This window comes from Desulfosporosinus sp. I2 (genome assembly GCF_000960765.1).
GTDB lineage: Bacteria > Bacillota > Desulfitobacteriia > Desulfitobacteriales > Desulfitobacteriaceae > Desulfosporosinus.
Genome location: NZ_JYNH01000010.1, coordinates 1 through 21722, shown reverse-complemented (window position 1 = coordinate 21722; position 21722 = coordinate 1). Strand labels below are relative to the sequence as shown.

The window sequence follows — 21722 nt, the reverse complement described above, 5'->3', positions numbered from 1 at the left end:
GTACAAACAGGCGGTGCATAGGTTTAAAGGATAGGGGGGAGTGTATAATGCCACCAACCAAACGCTGGAGTGATTTATTTCTTTATCTTGGAAGGGTTTTAATCCTCCTTATTTTACTTGCGGTGCTTCTTCCCAAGTTAGTTATGGTCTGTAATAATTGGATGTCAACGCTCTTACATAATGATCAAAAACCTGTTGGTCACCCATTGCGAGTGGATGTACCCCTTAGGGGAGACGAAAATTATACTCGAAAAGACGATTCAGTAAAGTTTATACTTTGACTTCTGTCGGGTACAAGGAAAACTCTCATGCTATGTAGAACATAATAAAAGAAAGGGAGCTTTTTAACACTATTTGTCAGTAACACTTTCTGGAAGTTTAGGTGCAACTAAGGCAACCGCCGGCCAAAAATGGCGAGAAGGGGGACATAAGGGTGACCTTCGAGGAACAACTCATTGAACAATACCTGACCTTCTTGCATGTTGAGCGGGGGCTTTCAGAGAACACGAGGCAGGCCTATGAGCGAGATTTACGTCTACTCTTAAGCTTTCTAAGACAGAGGAAAACAAATATCACTCTCTGTGAAGGCAATGATCTGTTTTTATTTCAGCTTAAATGTAAAGAGAATGGCAAGGCACCTCGTACTATTGCTCGCTGTAATGCCACGCTGAGAGGATTTTTTGCCTTTTTGCAAGAGGAAGGTCATCGAAACGATAATCCAAGTACTTATATTGTGACTCCAAAACTAAATCAGCCACTTCCGAGGGTGTTATCAGAAGTGACAATGGACAACCTGTTAAGAGTAGATGATAAAACAGACCTTAATCTACGCAATCTAGCAATGTTAGAGGTTCTTTATAGTAGTGGTCTTCGTGTTTCTGAACTGATCGGATTGCGTTTGACGGATGTATCGTTGGACGTCGGATATGTTCGTTGCATTGGCAAAGGAAGCAAGGAACGGATTGTACCGTTAGGAGAACCTGCGGTCCGAGACGTGATGTGTTATTTAAACGGTCCAAGAGAGCGTTTATGTGGTAAGCAAAAAACTGATATCCTTTTTTTGAATGTCCATGGTCAACCTCTTACGCGTCAAGGAGTCGTGTTCATCTTAAAAAAGTGGGCACAAACTCATAATTTGGAGCAAACGATTTCTCCTCATGTGTTTAGGCACAGTTTTGCAACCCACCTGCTTGATAACGGAGCTGACTTGCGTTCTGTGCAAGAATTGCTCGGGCATGCCGATATTGCTACGACTCAGATTTACACGCATCTAACCCGAAATCGTTTATTGGATGTCTTTAGAAAAGCGCATCCAAGGGCGGATTAATGAACAAGGAAGTGAATCAAGAACATGTCACGAAGAGCCATAATTATTGTCTTAGATAGTGTAGGCATCGGAGAAATGCCTGATGCTGGCGATTATGGAGATCTTGGGAGCCATACTTTAGGAAACATCGCAGATTTTCGGGGGGGCCTTCATCTTCCGCATCTTCAAAAACTCGGACTGGGTAATATTGAGCAAATCATGGGTGTTCCGGCTATCCACCAGCCAGAAGGTTGTTATGGAAAAATGGCGGAAAAGTCTGTTGGGAAGGATACTACTACTGGACATTGGGAGATGGCGGGGGTCATTTTGGAGAGGGCACTTCCAACCTTTCCTTATGGCTTTCCTAAAGACTTTATTCAACGCTACGAGTCAGCCATCGGGAGAGAGGTCTTGGGTAACGAAGTTGCCTCTGGTACAGAGATCATCCAGCGCCTTGGGGAAGAACATGTTAAGACGGGAAAGCCAATAGTATATACTTCCGCAGATTCGGTTTTTCAAGTGGCAGCGCATGAAGAGGTACTCCCACTTTCGGAACTTATGCGTATCTGTCAGATTGCGCGCGACATGCTAACCGACGAGATGCAAGTTGGACGAGTGATTGCGAGGCCATTTCTCGGTACGGTTGGGACGTATTATCGTACTCCAAACCGACATGATTTTGCGATGCTACCCCCACATAAAATTCTATTGGAATCTGTTCAAGAACGAGGACTTGAGGTCTGTGCGGTTGGAAAAAATAAAGGATATTTATGCAGGACGGGGTGTAACTGACTTTGTGACCTCAAAGGGGAATATGGAAAGCGTGGATAAAACCTTAGCTTATATGACAAAGGTAGAAAAGGGATTGATCATGAGCAACTTAGTCGACTTCGATATGTTGTATGGTCACCGCAACGATGCAGAAGGGTATGCGAGGGCCTTAGAGGAGTTTGATGCTCGTCTACCAGAGATCTACGCTGCCCTGAGACCAGAGGATATGCTCATCATAACAGCTGATCATGGATGTGATCCGACTATTTTAGGTACGGATCATACTCGGGAATACGTGCCTTTACTAGTTTATGGGCTAAATCTGCTTCACGGTGCAAGCCTTGGAGTGAGATCTTCCTTTGCAGATTTAGGGGCGACTGTCGCTGAATATTTAGGGACTGAGCAGATCGTCAATGGAAAAAGTTTTTACGCAGAAATTGAGGGGGTATAAGTTAATGATCTCGGAACTAGAACAGAATGCCAAATTAGAAGAAGCACAACACTACCTTAGGGACCAGGTAGGGCTATCACCTGAACTTGGAATAATCTTAGGTTCAGGATTAGGTTCTTTTGCAGACCTGATCGAAGAGAAAATTGCCATTCCCTATCAGGAAATCCCTCATTTTCCAGTTTCGACGGTGGAAGGGCATGCTGGACAATGGGTTTTCGGAAAGGTGGATGGTCTACCGATTGTCGTCATGCAAGGGCGTTTTCATTATTATGAAGGGTACGCGATGCATGAGGTGACCTTCCCGATTCGAGTTATGCAAGGACTAGGAGTCAAGGGCCTTCTTGTTACAAATGCCGCAGGGGGAATCAATCCCGAATTTCGTTCAGGTGACCTTATTCTTATCAAGGATCATATCAATATGATGGGGGATAATCCGTTACGTGGGGCAAATTTATCAAGTTTTGGACCTCGTTTTCCAGATCTCAGTGAAGGGTATGATCCGGAATGGCGTCAAAAAGCGTTAGCAATCATGCCAAACTATGGAATACGCCCCCAGGAAGGAGTTTATGCGGCTATGAGTGGTCCAAACTATGAAACTCCTGCCGAAATTCGTTTCTTACGAACGATTGGCGCTGATATGGTTGGCATGAGCACCGTACCAGAAGTACTTGTAGCCAATCACGGGGGAATGCGAGTTTTGGGAATCTCCTGTGTGACCAATATGGCCGCTGGAATCTTACCCCAAAAACTCAATCACGCAGAAGTAATGGAAACTGCAGATCGGGTTACTAAGCAGTTTGTGAGCTTTGTTCGAGGGCTGGTTAAGGAACTGTAGGAAAGACCTGAGAACTGAGAATTGTGATATAGAGAGAGTGATTCTAATGCGTATGGTGGATCTGATCGAAAAGAAACGGGAGGGAGAAATCCTTTCCAAGGAGGAAATTGGCTTCATTATTGGGAACTATGTCCAAGGGGTTATCCCTGAATACCAAATGTCAGCCTGGGCTATGGCAGTATATTTCCGGGGGATGTCGCTTGATGAAACTGCTGACCTAACTTTGGCGATGGCCCAAAGTGGAGATCAACTGGATCTATCCGCGCTCGGAGGGCGATTTGTCGATAAACACAGTACTGGAGGGGTAGGAGACAAAACTACCCTACTTCTTGGGCCCATGGTTGCGGCTTGCGGAGTGCCAGTGGCGAAAATGTCGGGCAGAGGGCTAGGGCATACAGGAGGAACTATTGATAAACTAAGTGCGGTACCGGGCTTTCGGGTCGAACTTAATCAAGAGGAATTTTTAGCACAAGTAAAAAAAATCGGGTTATCCGTTATCGCTCAAACGGGGAATCTCGTCCCAGCCGATAAAAAGCTTTATGCTCTTCGTGATGTCACGGCGACCGTAAGCTCCGTTCCCTTGATTGCCTCTTCAGTCATGAGCAAGAAAATTGCTGCTGGAGCCCAAGGGATCGTCCTCGACGTAAAGTATGGTTCAGGTGCCTTTATGAAAACTCTCGAGGAGGCACGGGTGCTCGCTAAGACCATGGTGGGTATAGGAAAAGAACTCGGACGTCAGACGATTGCGGTGTTAAGTAATATGAATCAACCCTTAGGGCGAGCCGTGGGGAATAGCCTTGAGATCCTTGAAGTGGCAGACGCCCTTCAAGGGAAAGGGCCTATCGATTTAATGGAGGTAAGTCTTGAACTGGGGGCCTGGATGCTCGTGGCCGGACAGGTCGTTTCGGATGTCGAGAAAGGTAAGGAAAAGTTACGTGCTAGCTTAACTAGTGGAGCTGCGTGGAATAAATTCTTGTCCTTTCTATCCGAACAGGGGGGAGATGCTCAAGCGGTAGCAGGTCGTCATCTAAAAATTGCACCATGGAATCTACCGATTCTTGCCCATGATTCTGGATTTGTACAAGAGTTTGATGCTCACAAAATTGGGATCTTGGCTATGACCCTTGGGGCAGGGCGAGCTACTAAAGAAAGTTCAATAGATTTAGGAACAGGGGTTGTCCTTGCTAAAAAAGCTGGAGAGTGGGTTGAAGCTGGAGAACCCATCTTGCAACTGTATGGCAGCTCTAAGGAAACGTTGGCAGAGGGACTTATGCTTGCTAATCGCTTAGTTTCAGTTGGGAACGAAGCCCCTGAGTTGCCTCCGTTAATCGAAGAAGTAATTCAGTAAACAGCTCAGTATTCATAAAATCCCCTTCTTCACGTATGCATAATATGAGTGCAATTGGGGAGGGGGATTTCATGATGGTGAGGGAAAAGAAGTATTACCCTTTAGCTGAAGGGTTGACAACTCAAGATACGTATGCCGCGCTTGGGGATGTAGAAAAATTCAAAAAGCATAAACACGCTTGGAAGGTTTGGAGGGCATTGAAAGAGTTGGGCTGTGTGGTTTATCCTGTGGCAGAGGAAATCCAACGCATAGACGGGAGTAAGGTTTATCCAAATTTGGCATCACTAACTGGGAAGGTGACGGTCGTTGTGCCCTGCCTACTTCCGGAGAGACTTGATTCGCTGGTCAATGACGCTGTATCCGCAGGGGTTAGCAAGATTTGGTTCCAAGAACAGACGTGGACACCGGAACTTCAACAAGAATGTGAAAACTCAGGAATTGAAGTAATTCGCGGGTGTGTGTTACGGCATAGAGCTTATCCGTCTAAAATAAGCCTGCGTTATTTTAGTCCTTGTTATTGGCACGGTCTAAGAGATGTTAAGGTGCCAGCGAAGCGTTTTGGCAGGTATTAGGGCCCTTTTTCATTTAAAATCTTCTTTAAGATTTAGAAATTTGGATATCATCTTAATGAGAGTGACAAAAGGTAAGGGGATATATAATGTTCTGGGTATTATTCGAAGACCTAGCGATCAATATTAGTCTGATTGTTACGTTAGCGTATCTGATGACTCGAACGAAGTTATTTAGGCGTATGTTGCGAGGCAAGGCGAATACGCAGGAAAAGGTTTTTCTGGTTTTGTTTTTTGGGTGCCTTGGGATAGCAGGAACTTATACAGGGGTAGAAATCAAAGGTGCATTGGCAAATTCACGGGTTATTGGAGTTGCAGTTGGAGGGCTTCTCGGTGGGCCTCTCGTTGGGATTGCTGCAGGGCTACTGGCTGGGGGGCATCGCGCTCTTTTGGGTGGATTTACTGGGATTGCCTGTGGTATTGCAACGATCGTCGAGGGAGCTATTGCCGGATACTTGGGGCGGAAATTTTCTGGAAACCTAACCGGAAAACGGTCATTGTTTATCGGTATGGGTATTGAAGTCGTCCAAATGCTTATTATTCTGTTGATCGCTCGGCCCTATACTGCGGCTTGGGATTTGGTCAAAGACATCGGGCTGCCTATGATTATTATGAATGGCATAGGAATTTCTATTTTTGTGACCGTTATTAATGGATCATTGGAAGAAGAAGATCGAATTGGCGCGGTTCAAGCGCAAAAGGCACTATATATTGCTAATTTAACCTTACCAATCTTACGTTTAGGATTAACTAAAGAAACGGCACGCAGTGTAGCACGAATTATTTATGAACAGACCGATGTGGCTGCCGTGGCCTTAACGGATCGAGATCAAATCCTAGCCCATGTTGGAAAAGGTTCCGATCACCATGAAGCAGGACATGCCATCCAGACGCTGGCCACCCATCAGGCCCTGGATTCAGGTGAATTGAAGCTTGCCGCGACTCGCGTAGAAATTGGCTGCGCTGAACCAGATTGTCCGCTCTTTTCCGCATTAGTTGTTCCGCTCCATTTTCAACAATCGATTGTCGGGACACTAAAAATTTATCGGGAACGGGCACGGGGGATAAGCCCGGTGGATTGGGAATTTGGTGCTGGTTTAGGCATGCTTTTTTCCACGCAATTGGAATTAGCCACTCTGGAGACACGTGCAAGTTTAGTGAGGCGGGCAGAACTTAAAGCGCTTCAGGCCCAAGTTAATCCCCATTTTTTGTTTAATGCGTTAAATACCGTAGTCTCGTTTTGCCGTACTGATCCAGAAAAGGCGCGCCATCTTATTTTGCAACTGGGAGATTTCTTTCGCAAGAATCTTAAAAGTGGGGAAAAAATTGTTACGCTTCGTGAGGAGTGCGAACATATCCGTGCCTATTTGGCGATTGAACAGGCCCGCTTTTCCGAACGCCTTTGCGTGCGTGAGGAGATTACGGATGAGGCATTAAACTGGAGATTACCAGGACTTACGTTGCAGCCCCTCGTCGAAAATGCCATCAAGCATGGGATTTATCCCATGAGCACACCTGCAGAGATCCTGATTTCTGCACTTGTCGAAGAAGAAATCCTGGTGGTGCGGATTTGGGATAATGGTGTGGGGATTCCTGCTGAAAAATTGACCCGTATCCATGCCGGTGTTGAAGTATCGACTTCGGGACTGGGCATTGGTCTCCAAAATGTTGCACAGCGTCTTCAGATTCTATATGGAAAAAGAGCTGATTTTGACATTGTAAGCTGGGAAGGGAAGGGAACTGAGGTTACTTTAAGGATTCCCCCTGTCACAGCAGTAGAACGTTTTGAAATGCTGGAATAAAGGAGAAGATTGCATGCGGGTAATGGTGGTGGATGATGAACGTCCTGCACGAGACGAACTTTGTTATTTATTGCGTGAAATTCCCGGTGTGGAAATCGTTGTTGAAGCTGGAACTGGAGAGGAAACGATTCGAAAATTCCAAGAGTATAAGCCAGATGCCATTTTTCTGGATATTCAGATGCCGGATACTTCGGGGTTGGATATCGCTAGGGAATTATCTCTGCTAGGGTTCTCTCCAGCAATTGTTTTTGCCACAGCCTATGACCAATATGCCATAGAAGCGTTTGACGTTAACGCAGTGGATTATCTCTTGAAACCTTTTCATGAGGAGCGTTTATGGGAAACCGTAGAGCGTATTAAGAAACGTCTAGAGGGGAGAACTTCAGAAGGGATTCAAACCATGACCGAGCAGGGTCAAACTCGGGAATTTATGGCTAAATTAGATCAAATTTATACCTCGTTACACGCTGTAGAGGGACGAGAAAGTAAGTTAAAAATCGAAGAGAATGGAAAAATATTGCTCATCCCTTTTGGCGAGATTTTGTATGCCACCATTGAGGAGCGTTCCGTACGTGTCGTTACACGAGAACGGAGTTATCTAACGAATTACACCTTGACTGAATTAGAAAGTATATTGAAGTCGTCCTTCTTGCGTGTTCACAAAAGTTACTTAGCTCATCTGGAACAAATTCATTCCATTATTCCTTGGTTTAACAATACATATAATTTGATCATGAACGATAATAGTGAGATTCCGGTTAGCAGAACGTATGTTAAAGTCTTTCGTGAGCGAATGGGGTTATAGTCTAATCGAACAACCAGCCTCTAGATAAATACGACGTAGAGTTACACAGGATTTTGGGTGTATTAGACCTCAAATCTTGTGTTTTTTGTTCGATTTTACGCAACGATTCCATTCGATTGTATACTGTGCACATAACGTTTTAGTTTATTGTGAAAGGAGTAAAAAACAATGAATGCCTTAACTCTCATTATTGCTGCAGCACTAATTCTTATGTTAGCGTACCGTTTCTATGGGGCCTTTATCTCTGCCAAAGTACTTGCCCTAGATTCAAGTGTCACTACTCCGGCGGTGCGCCTGGAGGACGGGCAAGATTATGTTCCGACGAACAAGTGGGTTGTCTTTGGACATCACTTCGCTGCGATTGCCGGGGCGGGTCCCTTGGTTGGACCAGTATTGGCTGCTCAGTTTGGTTATTTGCCGGGTACACTTTGGATACTGATCGGAGCCGTATTGGGAGGCGCGGTCCATGATGCGGTCGTACTCTTTGCCTCTATTCGTCATGATGGTAAAAGCCTTTCTGAAATAGCTAAGGAAGAAATCGGGCCGATCACGGGTTTTATTACCGGGATTGCCATTCTCTTCATTATTACCATTACGATGGCTGGATTGGCTATGGTTATCGTCAATGCCTTGTATAAAAATGCTTGGGGTGTTTTTACAATTTCCATGACGATCCCCATCGCCGTTTTTGTGGGCATCTATATGCATAAACTGCGTCCTGGTAAGTTGGGGGAGGCCTCGGTCATCGGGGTTGTCTTGATCCTTTTAGCAGTGGCGCTGGGACCAGTTATCAAGAATTCTCCTCTTGCCTATTTATTCTTCTATGATATTAAAACGCTCGAAATCATTCTTCCAGTGTATGGCTTTGTTGCAGCCGCCCTTCCCGTCTGGTTGCTTCTGGCCCCTCGGGATTACCTCAGCTCTTATATGAAAATTGGAACTATAGCTGCGTTAGCGCTGGGGATTGTCTTTGTGCACCCACAACTTCAAATGCCAGCAGTTACTCAATTTATCCATGGCGGCGGTCCAATCATTAATGGGAAATTATGGCCATTCCTCTTTATTACGATTGCCTGTGGCGCAGTTTCCGGATTTCATGCCCTGATTGCTTCTGGAACAACGTCTAAAATGTTGAAAGACGAAGGGGAGATTAGGCTGGTTGGGTATGGTGGAATGATCATGGAAGCCTTCGTGGCGATGATGGCTCTTATTGCCGCTACGGTATTGGCTCCGGGAGATTACTTTGCTATTAATACCGCTCCGGCTGTCTTTGCTAACTTAGGGATGCAGGTCAAAGACTTACCGATACTTTCGCAAATGGTGGGAGAAAATGTTGCTGGACGTCCTGGTGGTGCAGTAAGCTTGGCTGTTGGAATGGCCCACATCTTCTCAAGTATTCCCGGTATGAAAGGGTTAATGGCCTACTGGTATCAGTTTGCCATTATGTTTGAAGCGCTCTTTATATTAACGACGATTGATGCAGGGACCCGCGTTGCCCGTTATATTGCTCAAGATTTTCTGGGTTTAATATATAAACCGTTAAAGAATTCTAAGTCAATCATATTGTCTATTGTGTTAAGTGCTTTGGTATCTTTTACCTGGGGATATCTTCTCTATGGCGGAGACATTACAACGATTTGGCCGATCTTTGGAGTGTCTAACCAATTGCTGGCAACGTTGGCTTTGGCGATTGGCTCCAACATGATTCTACGCCGTACTAAGAAACTAAGTTATATGATGACGACTTTTATTCCGATGCTCTTCATGGGGATTACGTCTTCAACTGCCGGATATTTGACGATTGTGAATAACTACATTCCAAAACATCAAATCCTTCCCGCTGTGTTGGCTGGTTTGATGATTATTTTGGCGGCGATCATAGTTGTCGATTCAATTCGCAAGATCTTACAGACGTATTCTTCCATCTCTAACGGATTGGTTCAAAAAGTTGCAGCAAAGTAAAGCTTGCGAAACCCACTTTCCCTTTAAATAATTATATCTAATGTTAAAGCCTTAGGGTTGCTCTTCTGATGATAGCAACCCTAAGGTTTTTTGCTGTTTCTTGTTCATCTACGATTAGCTCCGGGAGCTATGGTGAACGTGCAATTTCATTTCATATGTCCAATATAATTTTATTTTTTGGGAATAATAAAATCACACTATATTGAGGGGGTTTATGATGAGGAAATGTTTCGCGATTGTTTTAACCATGCTGCTTGTCTTGGGGAATATTGGTTTTGCAAGCGTGCAACCGGCGCTCGGGGTTGAGATTCAGACAGAAGCTGCAAGTGCAATTTTAATGGATGCGGCATCCGGAGAGATTTTCTATGAAAAAGAATCTCATAAAGAATTGCCACCGGCAAGTGTCACAAAAATAATGACCTTACTGATTGCAGCCGATGCCGTGGCTTCAGGAAAAGTAAAATTAACAGACAAGGTGACCGCCAGTGAGAATGCAAGCAAACTTGGAGGTTCTCAGATCTATCTTGAGCCGGGCGAGACATTTACATTAGAACAAATGTTGATTGCCATAGCTGTTGGTTCAGCTAATGATGGTTGTGTTGCAGTCGCGGAACATATTAACGGAACTCACGAAGCCTTTGTAGAGGAAATGAATCGTAAGGCGCAGGAACTGGGGTTGAAGAATACGCATTTTGCGAATGCTTACGGGTTACCGGCAGAGGGGCACTATACAAGCGCGTATGATCTTGCGATGATTTCTAAAGAAGCTTTAAACTACCCCTTAATACGAAAGTTAACTAGTATTAAAGAATATGATTTGCGAGACGGCAAATTTAAACTTTGGAATACCAATAAATTGTTATGGTGGTATCCAGGAGCTGATGGTTTTAAAACTGGGTGGACTAACGAAGCCAAATATTGCTTAGCTTCGACTGTTGAAAGAAATGGATTAAGGTTGATTTGCGTTGTAATGGGTGTTCCTCAAGTTAGAGGACATTTTGCCGAATCCATGAAGATTTTTAACTATGGTTTTGCAAAATATGAGTTTAAACAATTTGCTCCCGCAAATGAAAAGCAGGGTGTTGTTACAGTTCGTAAGGGAGTTGAAGATCAGGTAATTGCCAATACGGAAAAACCCCTTGGCGCTACAGTGGAAAAAGGAAAAGATAAAAATTTCTGGGTCGAGACAAAGCTGAACCCAGAAATCAATGCTCCTATTCAGAAGGGACAAATATTAGGAGAAGTTCTCCTCTTTCGTAATGATCAACTTCAGACAAGCGTAAATTTGATAGCGGATCATGCTGTGGCAAAGGCCGGTTTAGTTGACCAGTTGGAACGAACTTTTAAAGGAGTTTTCGGTTATTAAGTCATGAATTATAAAATTATCATTCTGAGTCAGGGAAGTTTAAATCTGAACGATCACTAATTTTCGCCAATTCACGAATTCTAAGCAGTGCGGCACGTTCAATGCGAGAAATCTGAACTTGAGATAAATTGAGGAGACTTGCAATTTGACTTTGAGTTTTATCTTCAAAAAATCTCATCATAAGGACACGCTTTTCTCGCTCGGGCAATTTGTCTAAGACTTCGTGAAGGGCAATTTTTTCAAACCAACTAGACTCTGGCCCCTTTTCTTCAGAGAGCTGATCAAGTACGTATATGGGATCCGAGTCGTCTTGATAAAGGGTGTCGTAGATCGAGGTGGGACTTTGGATTGCTTCAAGTGCTGCGACAATTTCATCCCGATCAACCCCAATATTGGCTGCAATTTCCCCGATGGTAGCCTCTCTGCCAAGCGTCGCAGAAAGTTCATCCCGAGCACGATTGACTTTATAAACTAGTTCTTTGTAGGAACGAGGGACCTTCACTGGATGGTCATCACGGAGAAAACGTCGGATTTCACCGATAATCATAGGCACTGCGTACGTGGAAAATTTTACTCCATAGGTAAAATCGAATTTATCAATCGCTTTAATTAATCCAATTGTCCCTATTTGAAAGAGGTCCTCCAGTTCATAGCCCCTATGAGTAAAGCGTTGAACCAAATTAAAAATAAGTTTAAGGTTGCAATTAATCAACCTTTCTCGTGCCTCGACGTCTCCTTCTTTCGCAGCATGGAGGAGTTGCATCATCTCTTTATCGGAGAGAAGTGGAAAATGGGGGAGATTCATTTCGGATAATCGTTGAATCATAATTTGCCGCCCCCCTAATGCGTAGGGCTGGGTGTTTGCTTGAAGTACTTCATCATGGTTACGGTTGTTCCCTCTTCAAGTACAGATTCTACTTGAAGGTCGTCCATAAATGATTGCATAAAGACAAAGCCCAAGCCCATACGTTCTGGATCTGTACTAAAAGCAGGTTGCATCGCTTGCTCGACATTCGAGATACCACACCCTCGATCTCTTACAGCAATTTTGAGGGTATCTCTAGTGACTTCCAAATCAAAATAGACTAAGTTGTTTGGGATGTTGCGGTATCCGTGAATAATAGCATTGGAGACCGCCTCAGAAACAGCGACTTTTAGTTCTTCAATGTCGTTAAGTGGAAGATCCAGTTGTGCTCCTACAGAAGCAATCAACAAACGGGCAATGCCTACATTCTCTGCGATACTTGAAAATGTTAGGTTGATCTGGTTTGATTTCATACTAGGCTCCCCTTCCTTCCTCATAAGCGTGTGCTTCATCCAGATAAAAATTGATGATTTTAGGCAGACCTGACAGTTCCATGATTTTATAAATGTGAGGAGGTACGTTAGTAATTTTGAGTTTACCGCCCAAAGGAAGTAGTTTTTTATATCGACCTAAAATAACTCCCAGACCTGAACTATCAACGAACTGGACGTTTTGAAGATTGAGAATGACTGTGCGAATTCCTCGCTTATCTATTTCACCATCAATGGTCTGTCTTAGCATATTAGCTGTGGACATATCCAGTTCGCCGTCTAAGCGCAAGATTAGGGTCAGGCGCTCTATTTTTTTTCAAGATTCAAGACCATTCCCCCTTACTTTTAGCAGTACTAATCAATTCGATGTAATCCATAATTTTCCTGCTTATTTTTTTAGAATATCATAGAAAGCTCTGTCGAATCTGAAGCTTTCAATGTAGGTTTAAGATTCTCTCGTATAATTTTGGTCAATCAGTTTAATAATAGGAATTATCTGTCATTAAAGGAAAGGAGGAAATACATTGGCTAACCAGTCTTTACGTAAGCCTACGCTCGCGGTAAGCCCTGAAAACTATAAAACACTAGCTCAACAATATACTCCCAAACCTACTATTGTTAAAAATGTTATAAGAGCCTTTGCGGTGGGCGGAATTATTTGTGCCATTGGTCAAGTGATCATAAATTTCTTTGTGAGTGTTGGGTTGACTAGTGTTGAAGCATCAACGGCTGCAACAGCGACGATGATCTTTTTAGGAGCACTTTTAACTGGCTTGGGTATTTATGATGAAATTGGTAAATTTGGAGGTGCAGGTTCGATTGTTCCGGTTACTGGTTTTTCTAATTCCATCGTTTCTCCAGCCATAGAGTTTAAGCGGGAGGGTTATGTGTTAGGGGTCGGAGCAAAGTTATTTACGGTTGCAGGTCCTGTACTTGTCTATGGTATTGCGACTTCGATTGTTGTGGGAATCATATATTTTCTAATTCACTAACCCTAAATTGGAGCGTGTTGGCTGGTTTGACCAAACACTGTATGTATGAATGGGGATGAATCAGATATGGATTTGAAGCGAGCAGGAAATCAGACCGTGGTGTTTACCAATCCTCCGGTCATTTTAGCCTCCTATTCTGTAGTGGGGCCTAAAGAAGGACAAGGCCCACTAGGAAAAACATTTAGTAAAGTATGGAAGGATCAGCTAAATGGAGCAAAATCTTGGGAGGTTGCGGAGAGCAATATGCTCCAAGAGGCAATGCAAGGGTCCATAGATCAAGCAGGCATTGCTAAGGACCAAATTGATTACATGTTAGCTGGAGATTTACTGAATCAAATCATTTCCTCAAGTTTTGCGGCCCGTAAGATAGCACTTCCCTTTATCGGGCTTTACGGAGCCTGCTCAACAATGGCCTTGGGCCTAGCTTTAGGGAGCATGCTAATCGATGGAGGGTTTGCTCGGAATGTTTTAGTAGGTGCATCTAGTCATCATGATACAGCCGAGCGGCAATTCCGTGCGCCAACTGAGCAGGGTACTCAAAGGCCGATGAGCGCCCAGTGGACGGTGACAGGCGCAGGGAGTGTACTTCTAGGGAGGAGAGGAGAAGGCCCTCGAATCTCATCCGCAACGATTGGAAGGGTTATCGACTACGCTGAAAAGGATGTCAATAATATGGGCTCAGCCATGGCCCCTGCGGTTGCGGATACGATTCTGAATCATTTTCATGACTTACAGCGCAAAGCAACTGACTATGATTTAATTGCTTCCGGGGATCTGGGAGCAGTTGGATTAGCACTTGCTACTGAGGTTTTAAAGCAAAGTGGTATCGATATGGGAACTGCATTTACTGATTGCGGGGTTATGGTTTTTGATCCTAGCCAAGATGTTCATTCGGGAGCGAGTGGATGTGGCTGCTCAGCAGTAGTTTTTGCTGGAAACGTTATGCGCCGAATCAAAGTTGGAGAATTAAAGCGAGTCATGCTAGTGGGAAGCGGAGCATTACATAGTCCGACCTCTTCGCTGCAGGGAGAGTCCATTCCTGGAATTGGGCATGCTGTTGTTATTGATGCTTGAAAGGAGTAGAAACTATGTTTGCTATGATTATTCCAGCCTTCATCGTTGGTGGGGTAATTTGCGTTATTGGACAATTGCTTATGGATCTAACAAAACCAGCATTTACTCCAGCTCATGTCCTTGTTACCTTTGTCACGGGTGGAGCAATCTTAGGGGCATTAGGCCTCTACGAACCTCTTATAAAAATAGGTGGGGCGGGAGCTTCAATCCCCCTATCAGGGTTTGGCTATAGCTTATCCAAAGGGGCTATGGAGGCAGTTGGAAAACGTGGGATTATCGGGGCTTTTTCAGGGGGGGTCGAAGCAACCGCGGTAGGGATCGCATCGGCTGTGTTTTTCGGGTATTTAATGTCAGTGGCTTTTAAACCCAAAGGATAACACGAGGTTCGAGGTTCGAGGTTCGAATTACAAATACGAACACATAACAGTGATTTTCGAACTACGACAAGAGGGCTACTCGATATTTGATGTTCGAACCACGAACTACGAACCACGAACATCGATAAGGGGGTGAAGTTGCATGGATAATAATTCAAGCGAGAAAAATATTCCGGTCAGTAAGAATTATCAAGAAAATGTGGATTACCTTAATAAGGAATTAGGGGTTCCAGATAGTTTTGATATAGTGCTTCGAGAAATGTCCGTGGGTGGAAAACGAATCGCCATTTACTCTGTCAACGGGATGGTCAACTCCCAAGTGGTGAGTTTGATACTCGATGCTCTAATAGATCTGGAACGTTCAGATTTAATTGTCAATGCCTTAGATAAATTGGTTAAAGGGCGGATTGTCAATTTACAAGTTTCAGATGCTCGAACCATGGATAAAGTGTTTTACTTCATTCTTTCCGGTCCGATGGCCATCTTTGTTGAGGGTCAAGATAAAGCAATTATAGTGGATGTCCGCGCCTACCCAAGTCGTCAGCCAATGGAACCGGATATTGAGCGCGTGACTCGAGGATCTCGTGACGGATTTACAGAAACCCTCGTTATGAACACAGCTTTAATTCGCAGGCGTTTGCGTGATCCGAAATTGCGGATGAAGTTGGTTCAAGTAGGAGGTCGCTCTAAGACAGACGTCTGTATTGCCTTTATTGAAGATGTCACTAACTTGGAGATGGTCAGTAAGATTCAAAAAGATATTCAAGCCATTAAAATAGACGGGATACCTATGGCGGAGAAAAGTGTCGAAGAATTTATTCTCGGCAGTAAATTATGGAATCCCTATCCTCGGGTACGGTATACTGAACGACCAGATGTTGCAGCAATTCATTTATTGGAAGGGTATGTGGTTATCCTGGTTGATACGTCTCCTTCAGTCATGATTGCACCCTCGACCTTCTGGAGTCACGTTCAGCATGCAGAAGAATATCGACAAGAACCGATTGTCGGGGCGTATCTGCGTTGGGTTCGATTTGGCGGGATCTTTGCAGCCCTTTTTCTACTTCCCCTTTGGCTAGGTGCTGCACTTAATCCACAATTACTACCAGGATGGTTAGATTTTATCGGCGTTACCAAACCAGCTAAAGTTTCCTTACTTGCCCAAGTCTTAATCGCTGAATTTGGGGTAGATCTCTTGAGGCTAGGCACAATTCATACCCCGGGTCCTTTAGGAACGGCTCTAGGTTTGATTGCAGCGTTTATGTTAGGGGATATTGCGGTAAAGGTAGGATTGTTTTCCCCAGAAGTGGTAATGTATATTGCCATTGTTTCTGTTGGAACGTTTGCAACGCCCAGTTACGAGTTGGGTTTAGCAAATCGGTTATCACGGTTATTTCTTGTCATTATGACGGGTCTCTTTAATTTTTGGGGATTTTGGATCGGCGCTGCCCTTGTCTTTTTTCTCTTATGGCGGACAAAGTCGTTTGGTGTGCCCTACCTGTGGCCCCTCTTGCCTTTAGATCTTCAAGCCATGAAAGCTATTCTAGTGCGTTCTCCAGTACCCATTAAAAATCAACGCCCAAGTATCTTAAAACCACAAGATCAAGACCGGCAGCCGTAAGCGAGGTACGAAGGGCAAATTGATTGGAACATGAAAGGATGTTTGTTAAGTGAAGATAGGCTTTCCTCGTGCACTTTATTATTTTGATTTTTTCCCTTTTTGGACTGGTTTTTTCCATCAGTTAAATATTGAAGTGGTAATCTCTCCGCCAACAAACCGACAAATTATGGATCTCGGTTTAAAGAATGCCAGCGACGAAACGTGTTTACCTTTAAAGCTCCTTTCTGGGCACATTCAAGCACTTAAAGCAGTTGATTGGGTTTTCTTGCCCCGTATGGTCAGTGTAGAAGCAGAAACCTACACCTGCCCCAAATTTTTAGGGATTCCGGAAAGCCTACTTTCCTCGGTTCCCACGGGAATTCCAGTCCTTACAGTCACGTTGAATTGGCGTAAGGGTCAACGTCTTGTTTTAAAAGACCTTCAAAAGATGGGTGAGACACTGGGTAAGAGTAAAATTGAAATCAAACAGGCCTTTTATGAGGGTCAGAAGTGGCAAGAAAAGTTCCAGAAAACTAGGGGAGCGGAGTGGAATTTTGAGGAAAGCATTCGGGAAATCGAAAATCTATCGACTTGTCTGGTTAAACCTCAACCGACCAACCCTCAATTGCTTCCCGAACCTGATCGTTTAAAAATTGCCCTTGTTGGGCATTCCTACTTAATTCAAGAATCCTACGCTAACTTGAACCTCCTTAAGAAACTTCGTGAAAAAGCAAGGGTGGAGTTGATTCAACATGTTGATCAAAATGAAATAGAGACGAATTTGTTAGAGTTGCGCAAAAAGTTATTCTGGAGTCACTCTAAGCAAATTTACGGTGCTGGAAACAAATTCTTGGCCGATCCAGAGATTGATGGAATTATTTATTTAACCTGCTTCGGTTGTGGCACAGACTCAATAGTTCAAGAACTATTATCTCGAAAGGCCCGTCAACGACATAAACCTTATATGGTGATTACGCTGGATGAACACAGTGGTGAAGCTGGCCTTATTACCCGGTTAGAAGCCTTTTTGGATATGGTCGAAAGGAGGAGGGTCCATGAAGGTTACGTTTCCACACATGGGGAACGCTTGGATTGTTATTCAAACACTCTTTGAATCCCTAAATGTTGAGGTAGTGGTCCCGCCAGTCAATAGTAAACGAACTCTGAATTTAGGAACAAGGCTATCACCAGAGTCAGCCTGTCTCCCCTTAAAACTAAATCTGGGCAATTATATTGAAGCAGCAAATCAAGGGGCAGATACGATTGTGATTACAGGAGGGATTGGTCCCTGCCGCTTTGGTTATTATGGCGAAGTGGAACGAGAAATCATGCGGGATGCTGGATATGATTATGAAGTAGTGACTCTTGAACCCCCTAACGGAAGCTTGCTGGGGCTGGCCAAACGCATCCGTTTCCTAGCGGGTACTAAAATTCATGGATAAAAATCCTGAAGGCTCTAAGATTTTCCTACCTCAAAAGTGTTGGGTTAGATCGAATTGAAGATTTGATCCATGCAGCACGGCCAAGGCTTCCATCTCCCTTGGATACAGAAAAGCTTTACGAAGAGGGCAAGGCTCGATTAGCACAAACGATGTCGGAAAAGGGGATCTTTGATACGATTCACTGGGTACAAGAGACTATTCGAGAACGGCAAGTAAATGTACGCAGCTCTGTAGACGGAATTTATAAACCTCTACGCATAGGAGTCGTTGGAGAGATATACACGATTCTTGATCCCTATTCTTCTATGGGTGTCGAGCAAGAGCTTGGACGATTAGGAATAGAAGTGGATCGTTCAATTTATCTTTCGGGGTGGGTTGGGAACCATGTCTTTCAAGGTCTTGCACCGGGATATCGCTCTATTAAATCGTATCCAGGTTATGCTAAACAATATTTACCACATTTTGTAGGAGGACATGGTCAAGAAACAGTGGGAGCTGCCGTGAAATTTGCACGGGAGGGCTTTGATGGAATCATTCAAATTTTTCCGTTATCTTGCATGCCTGAAATAGTAGCCGCAAGTGTTTTACCAAAAATTCAAGAAGCTTATAAGATACCTATTATGACCTTAATAGTTGATGAACACACGGGTCAAGCGGGGATTAAAACCCGTTTAGAAGCGTTTGTTGATCTTTTGGAAAGACCAACTATGCTGCGAGGAATTGAACAAACAAGAGAGGAAGTGTTAGGAGTTGGGGGAAGATAAATTCTTTCTGGGTGTTGATGTTGGGTCGGTAAGTACAAACATGGTCTTGTTGCGACCAGACAATACCTTGAAAGAGGCACTTTATCTGAGAACGCAGGGACGTCCTATGCAAACAATTCAAGAGGGAATTAAGCTATTAAGATCTCGAATTCCGAATTCTTCTGAAATTATTGGCGTGGGAGCAACTGGTAGTGCACGTCAGCTAGCGGCAACTTTATTAGGTGCTGACGTCGTAAAAAATGAGATTACTGCTCACGCCGTAGCTGCTTCAAGAGTTAATCCTAAAGTACAAACCATCCTGGAAATTGGTGGGCAGGATTCGAAAATCATTATTCTTCGAGATGGAGTTGTTTCTGATTTTGCCATGAATACCGTATGTGCAGCCGGGACTGGGTCCTTTCTTGACCAACAAGCGGCAAGATTGGGAATTCCTATTGAAGAATTTGGACCTCTAGCCCTTAGGTCAAAGACTCCAGTTCAGATCGCTGGACGTTGCTCAGTTTTCGCGGAATCCGATATGATCCATAAACAACAGTTAGGGCACTCTCTTCCCGATATTTTGGCGGGTCTCTGTCAGGCGATGGTCAGGAACTATCTGAATAACGTTGGTAAAAATAAAGACATCAAGGGACCGATTTTCTTCCAAGGGGGCGTGGCAGCCAATCCTGGCATATGCAAGGCCTTTGAAGAAGAATTAGGACAGTCAATTATAGTGCCGGAGCATTATGGAGTCATGGGTGCTTTGGGTGCTGCGTTTTTAGCCCAAGAAAGATTAGCAAATCGACCAGAAAGCTCGACTGGTTTTCGTGGCCTAAAACTTTCTGAGACACAATTTCAAGCAAAAAGTTTTGAGTGCTCCGGGTGTGCAAACCGTTGTGAAATTGTAGAGATTATTCAAGAGGGGATAAGTCTGGCAAGGTGGGGAGATCGATGTGGAAAGTGGTCTCTTACAGTTGGTACCAGTAACGATAACAAGTTGGCGGATCAACAAAGGGGACAACGAGGAGCATAACAAATAATTCGATTGACTTAAGCAGAAATTCCCTGTATTATTAATGGATAGAATTTCATATTACCTCATCTCTTTGGGGGTGTGGTAGAGGCGCGGACGACAAGATTACCATGAAGAAGGTTACGAAGGCCGATGAATTCATGGGAAAGGGAAGTTCGCCGAAGCCCAAAAATACGTGCTTTTTGGTGCTGGGTCTGTAGTAAAGAGCTACAGGACTGTCATACGGTGCAATACTCTAGGCTATCGTGTGGAGAACTACTCACAACAGGAGAAGAGGGTCATTGTTCCGTGCATCGTGTATGGTAACAGAGGACCTCCTTCTGTTGCCATTTTTAATTGAAGTTATTGTTTAGAAAAGGGAGGAAGAAAAATGAGATTGCACGGTTCGCAATTAGTGAATGAACAAGGACACCTTGAAATTGGTGGCTGTGACACAGTAGAGCTAGCCCATCAATTTGGGACGCCTTTGTACGTCATGGATGAAGCCCATATTCGGGATATCTGCCAGCAATATTACAGTTCGTTTGTGGAAGGTTTTGATAATTCAGAGGTCATTTATGCTTCAAAAGCATTTTCCACATTGGCTATGTGTCGGATTATCGAGGAAGAAGGGCTGGGGCTGGATGTTGTCTCGGGGGGGGAACTCTATACTGCCCTGCAAGCCGATTTTACAGCTGCTCGTATTTATTTCCATGGAAATAATAAATCCCGAGATGAATTAACCATGGCCATCAAAGCTGGGGTCGGACGAATAGTCGTTGATAATTTTTATGAGATGAGTGTACTCAATGATTTAGCACAAGAGCTTAAGCACCAAGTCAACATCCTGCTCCGAGTGTCGCCAGGGATAGAAGCACATACCCATGAATACATTCAGACGGGTCAGATCGATTCGAAATTTGGTTTTACTTTATCAGATGGCACTGCAGATCGGGCTTTGGATTTGGCCTTATCTTATTCAAACCTTGTGGTAAAAGGACTTCATGCCCATATCGGTTCACAAATTTTTGAATTGGAATCTTTCCGACATGAAGTTCAGGTCATGATTGAGTATATGGCGGATATTCAAAAGCGAACCAGTTGTCTCCTGCAAGAGTTAAATCTCGGGGGAGGATTTGGGATTTATTATGCCTCAGGTGATGATCCTGCCCAAATTTCGGATTATGCTAAAACAGTCCACAAAGCGATAGAGGAAGCCTGCTCAAAGCAAAACTTTCCGCGTCCAAAAATTATTGTTGAACCCGGTCGCTCAATCGTGGGAACGGCTGGAACCACTCTTTACACCATCGGCTCTACTAAAGAGATCCCTGGAATTAGAAAATATGTTGCAGTCGATGGAGGAATGGCTGATAATCCTAGGCCTTCACTATATCAAGCTCGATATGAAGCGGTGCTTGCTAATCGCGCTAATGAAGAGGGAATTGAGACTGTTTCGATTACTGGTAAATGTTGCGAATCTGGGGATATGCTGATTTGGGATATTGATTTGCCTAAAGTTCAGCCTGGTGATTTGCTGGCTGTATCGTCTACGGGTGCTTATAACTATTCTATGTCCTCGAATTACAATCGTCTTACTAGGCCTGAAGTGGTTCTTGTACGGAATGGTCAAGCAGACGTTATTGTAAAACGTGAAACTTATTCAGATTTGCTTCGAAATGATATCTTGCCGGAGCGCTTAAAACAGTTGTATATGGCAAGCCGTTAATTATATGAAAAAAGGACCTGTAGGCGTACAATGTGCGCTACGGGTCCTTTTTTAGAGGGTTAACCATTCAAGGGATAAAGGGGTGGACAGGGAACTTTGGACTTCGGGCCTTGATTTCTGAGGGCGAACTAATACTAGATCTAGAGCAACCAGAATAAGGGTTGCGATCAAAATAAGGGACAACCCTTTGGAAGAGACGGTAGGCGCATAAGAATAGGTTGGCAAAGAATAAGAATAGAAGGGTA

21 protein-coding genes, 2 pseudogenes and 1 riboswitch are annotated in these 21722 nt (G+C 44.0%); of the genes and pseudogenes, 19 read left to right on the top strand and 4 right to left on the bottom strand.

Annotated features, from left to right (window positions below):
- Positions 1-47: 47 nt before the first annotated feature.
- From UF75_RS04555 to UF75_RS04510, 11 genes are all read left to right on the top strand, one after another.
- A complete protein-coding gene (locus UF75_RS04555) occupies positions 48-281 on the top strand; it encodes a hypothetical protein (protein ID WP_045573416.1) in 234 nt (77 codons plus the stop codon).
- 152 nt (positions 282-433) lie between these two features.
- Positions 434-1327 carry a site-specific tyrosine recombinase XerD gene (gene xerD / locus UF75_RS04550; protein WP_045573415.1) on the top strand — a complete coding sequence of 298 codons (894 nt, stop codon included), beginning with the start codon at positions 434-436 and terminating at the stop codon, positions 1325-1327.
- Positions 1328-1351: 24 nt separating this feature from the next.
- A complete protein-coding gene (locus tag UF75_RS29850; protein WP_242860108.1) occupies positions 1352-2098 on the top strand; it encodes a phosphopentomutase in 747 nt (248 codons plus the stop codon).
- Positions 2055-2528: a hypothetical protein gene (locus UF75_RS29845; protein ID WP_242860107.1), complete on the top strand. Its 474-nt coding sequence runs from the start codon at positions 2055-2057 to the stop codon at positions 2526-2528. Before UF75_RS29850 ends, UF75_RS29845 begins: the two co-directional genes overlap by 44 nt.
- A 4-nt stretch (positions 2529-2532) precedes the next feature.
- Positions 2533-3363 (top strand): purine-nucleoside phosphorylase, encoded by an 831-nt coding sequence (locus UF75_RS04540; RefSeq protein ID WP_045573414.1) that lies wholly within the window; start codon positions 2533-2535, stop codon positions 3361-3363.
- Between the two features lie 46 nt (positions 3364-3409).
- A complete protein-coding gene (locus tag UF75_RS04535) occupies positions 3410-4711 on the top strand; it encodes a pyrimidine-nucleoside phosphorylase (protein ID WP_045573413.1) in 1302 nt (433 codons plus the stop codon).
- A gap of 74 nt (positions 4712-4785) precedes the next feature.
- Positions 4786-5283 carry a CoA-binding protein gene (locus UF75_RS04530; RefSeq protein WP_052692993.1) on the top strand — a complete coding sequence of 166 codons (498 nt, stop codon included), beginning with the start codon at positions 4786-4788 and terminating at the stop codon, positions 5281-5283.
- Positions 5284-5369: 86 nt separating this feature from the next.
- Positions 5370-7082, top strand: a complete 1713-nt coding sequence (locus UF75_RS04525; protein ID WP_052692988.1) for a sensor histidine kinase — start codon at positions 5370-5372, stop codon at positions 7080-7082.
- A 13-nt stretch (positions 7083-7095) separates the two neighbouring features.
- A complete protein-coding gene (locus UF75_RS04520) occupies positions 7096-7887 on the top strand; it encodes a LytTR family DNA-binding domain-containing protein (RefSeq protein ID WP_045573412.1) in 792 nt (263 codons plus the stop codon).
- Between the two features lie 168 nt (positions 7888-8055).
- Positions 8056-9849: a carbon starvation protein A gene (locus UF75_RS04515; RefSeq protein ID WP_045573411.1), complete on the top strand. Its 1794-nt coding sequence runs from the start codon at positions 8056-8058 to the stop codon at positions 9847-9849.
- 217 nt (positions 9850-10066) lie between these two features.
- Positions 10067-11215: a D-alanyl-D-alanine carboxypeptidase family protein gene (locus tag UF75_RS04510; RefSeq protein ID WP_045573410.1), complete on the top strand. Its 1149-nt coding sequence runs from the start codon at positions 10067-10069 to the stop codon at positions 11213-11215.
- A 19-nt stretch (positions 11216-11234) separates the two neighbouring features.
- Here the strand turns inward: UF75_RS04510 and sigF are convergent, their stop codons facing one another.
- Genes sigF through spoIIAA form a run of 3 tightly spaced genes read right to left on the bottom strand, consistent with a single transcriptional unit; the run spans position 11235 to position 12821 of the window.
- Positions 11235-12041 (bottom strand): RNA polymerase sporulation sigma factor SigF, encoded by an 807-nt coding sequence (sigF, locus tag UF75_RS04505; protein ID WP_045573409.1) that lies wholly within the window; start codon positions 12039-12041, stop codon positions 11235-11237.
- Between the two features lie 14 nt (positions 12042-12055).
- Complete coding sequence (spoIIAB, locus tag UF75_RS04500; RefSeq protein ID WP_045573408.1) at positions 12056-12493, bottom strand: anti-sigma F factor; 438 nt, start codon at positions 12491-12493, stop codon at positions 12056-12058.
- A gap of 1 nt (position 12494) precedes the next feature.
- Entirely contained in the window at positions 12495-12821 is a 327-nt protein-coding gene (gene spoIIAA, locus UF75_RS04495; RefSeq protein ID WP_045573407.1) for an anti-sigma F factor antagonist, read from the bottom strand.
- A gap of 214 nt (positions 12822-13035) precedes the next feature.
- Between spoIIAA and spoVAC the strand changes: the two genes are divergently transcribed.
- The 8 genes and pseudogenes from spoVAC to lysA all read left to right on the top strand — a co-directional run bounded on the left by spoVAC (position 13036) and on the right by lysA (position 21477).
- Positions 13036-13503 (top strand): stage V sporulation protein AC, encoded by a 468-nt coding sequence (spoVAC, locus tag UF75_RS04490; protein ID WP_045573406.1) that lies wholly within the window; start codon positions 13036-13038, stop codon positions 13501-13503.
- A 66-nt stretch (positions 13504-13569) separates the two neighbouring features.
- Positions 13570-14577, top strand: coding sequence for a stage V sporulation protein AD (gene spoVAD / locus UF75_RS04485; protein ID WP_045573462.1), 1008 nt, complete (start codon positions 13570-13572; stop codon positions 14575-14577).
- 14 nt (positions 14578-14591) lie between these two features.
- Positions 14592-14954, top strand: coding sequence for a stage V sporulation protein AE (spoVAE, locus tag UF75_RS04480; RefSeq protein ID WP_045573405.1), 363 nt, complete (start codon positions 14592-14594; stop codon positions 14952-14954).
- A 142-nt stretch (positions 14955-15096) separates the two neighbouring features.
- The gene (locus UF75_RS04475) at positions 15097-16575 is read left to right on the top strand and encodes a spore germination protein (protein ID WP_045573404.1); all 1479 of its coding nucleotides are present in this window, start codon (positions 15097-15099) and stop codon (positions 16573-16575) included.
- Between the two features lie 49 nt (positions 16576-16624).
- Positions 16625-17668, top strand: coding sequence for an acyl-CoA dehydratase activase-related protein (locus tag UF75_RS04470; protein WP_045573403.1), 1044 nt, complete (start codon positions 16625-16627; stop codon positions 17666-17668).
- Positions 17610-18760, top strand: a pseudogene (locus UF75_RS04465) (CoA protein activase). The gene UF75_RS04470 and the pseudogene UF75_RS04465 overlap by 59 nt, the downstream one beginning before the upstream one ends.
- Positions 18747-19772 carry an acyl-CoA dehydratase activase gene (locus UF75_RS04460; RefSeq protein WP_156146221.1) on the top strand — a complete coding sequence of 342 codons (1026 nt, stop codon included), beginning with the start codon at positions 18747-18749 and terminating at the stop codon, positions 19770-19772. Before UF75_RS04465 ends, UF75_RS04460 begins: the two are co-directional and overlap by 14 nt.
- A gap of 77 nt (positions 19773-19849) precedes the next feature.
- Positions 19850-20038: riboswitch (Lysine riboswitch) on the top strand.
- A gap of 104 nt (positions 20039-20142) precedes the next feature.
- The gene (lysA, locus tag UF75_RS04455) at positions 20143-21477 is read left to right on the top strand and encodes a diaminopimelate decarboxylase (RefSeq protein WP_045573402.1); all 1335 of its coding nucleotides are present in this window, start codon (positions 20143-20145) and stop codon (positions 21475-21477) included.
- Positions 21478-21528: 51 nt separating this feature from the next.
- Here lysA and UF75_RS29595 read toward each other — a convergent pair.
- Positions 21529-21722, bottom strand: a pseudogene (locus UF75_RS29595) (hypothetical protein); the annotation flags it as partial.

Coding starts and splice junctions, on each gene's coding strand:
- sigF (WP_045573409.1), bottom strand. CDS start 12,041: ATGATTCAACGATTATCCGAAATGAATCTCCCCCATTTTCCACTTCTC.
- UF75_RS04535 (WP_045573413.1), top strand. CDS start 3,410: ATGCGTATGGTGGATCTGATCGAAAAGAAACGGGAGGGAGAAATCCTT.
- UF75_RS04510 (WP_045573410.1), top strand. CDS start 10,067: ATGAGGAAATGTTTCGCGATTGTTTTAACCATGCTGCTTGTCTTGGGG.
- UF75_RS04515 (WP_045573411.1), top strand. CDS start 8,056: ATGAATGCCTTAACTCTCATTATTGCTGCAGCACTAATTCTTATGTTA.
- UF75_RS04520 (WP_045573412.1), top strand. CDS start 7,096: ATGCGGGTAATGGTGGTGGATGATGAACGTCCTGCACGAGACGAACTT.
- UF75_RS04530 (WP_052692993.1), top strand. CDS start 4,786: ATGGTGAGGGAAAAGAAGTATTACCCTTTAGCTGAAGGGTTGACAACT.
- UF75_RS04475 (WP_045573404.1), top strand. CDS start 15,097: ATGGATAATAATTCAAGCGAGAAAAATATTCCGGTCAGTAAGAATTAT.
- spoVAD (WP_045573462.1), top strand. CDS start 13,570: ATGGATTTGAAGCGAGCAGGAAATCAGACCGTGGTGTTTACCAATCCT.
- spoVAE (WP_045573405.1), top strand. CDS start 14,592: ATGTTTGCTATGATTATTCCAGCCTTCATCGTTGGTGGGGTAATTTGC.
- spoIIAB (WP_045573408.1), bottom strand. CDS start 12,493: ATGAAATCAAACCAGATCAACCTAACATTTTCAAGTATCGCAGAGAAT.
- UF75_RS04525 (WP_052692988.1), top strand. CDS start 5,370: ATGTTCTGGGTATTATTCGAAGACCTAGCGATCAATATTAGTCTGATT.
- UF75_RS04540 (WP_045573414.1), top strand. CDS start 2,533: ATGATCTCGGAACTAGAACAGAATGCCAAATTAGAAGAAGCACAACAC.
- lysA (WP_045573402.1), top strand. CDS start 20,143: ATGAGATTGCACGGTTCGCAATTAGTGAATGAACAAGGACACCTTGAA.
- UF75_RS29850 (WP_242860108.1), top strand. CDS start 1,352: ATGTCACGAAGAGCCATAATTATTGTCTTAGATAGTGTAGGCATCGGA.
- UF75_RS04555 (WP_045573416.1), top strand. CDS start 48: ATGCCACCAACCAAACGCTGGAGTGATTTATTTCTTTATCTTGGAAGG.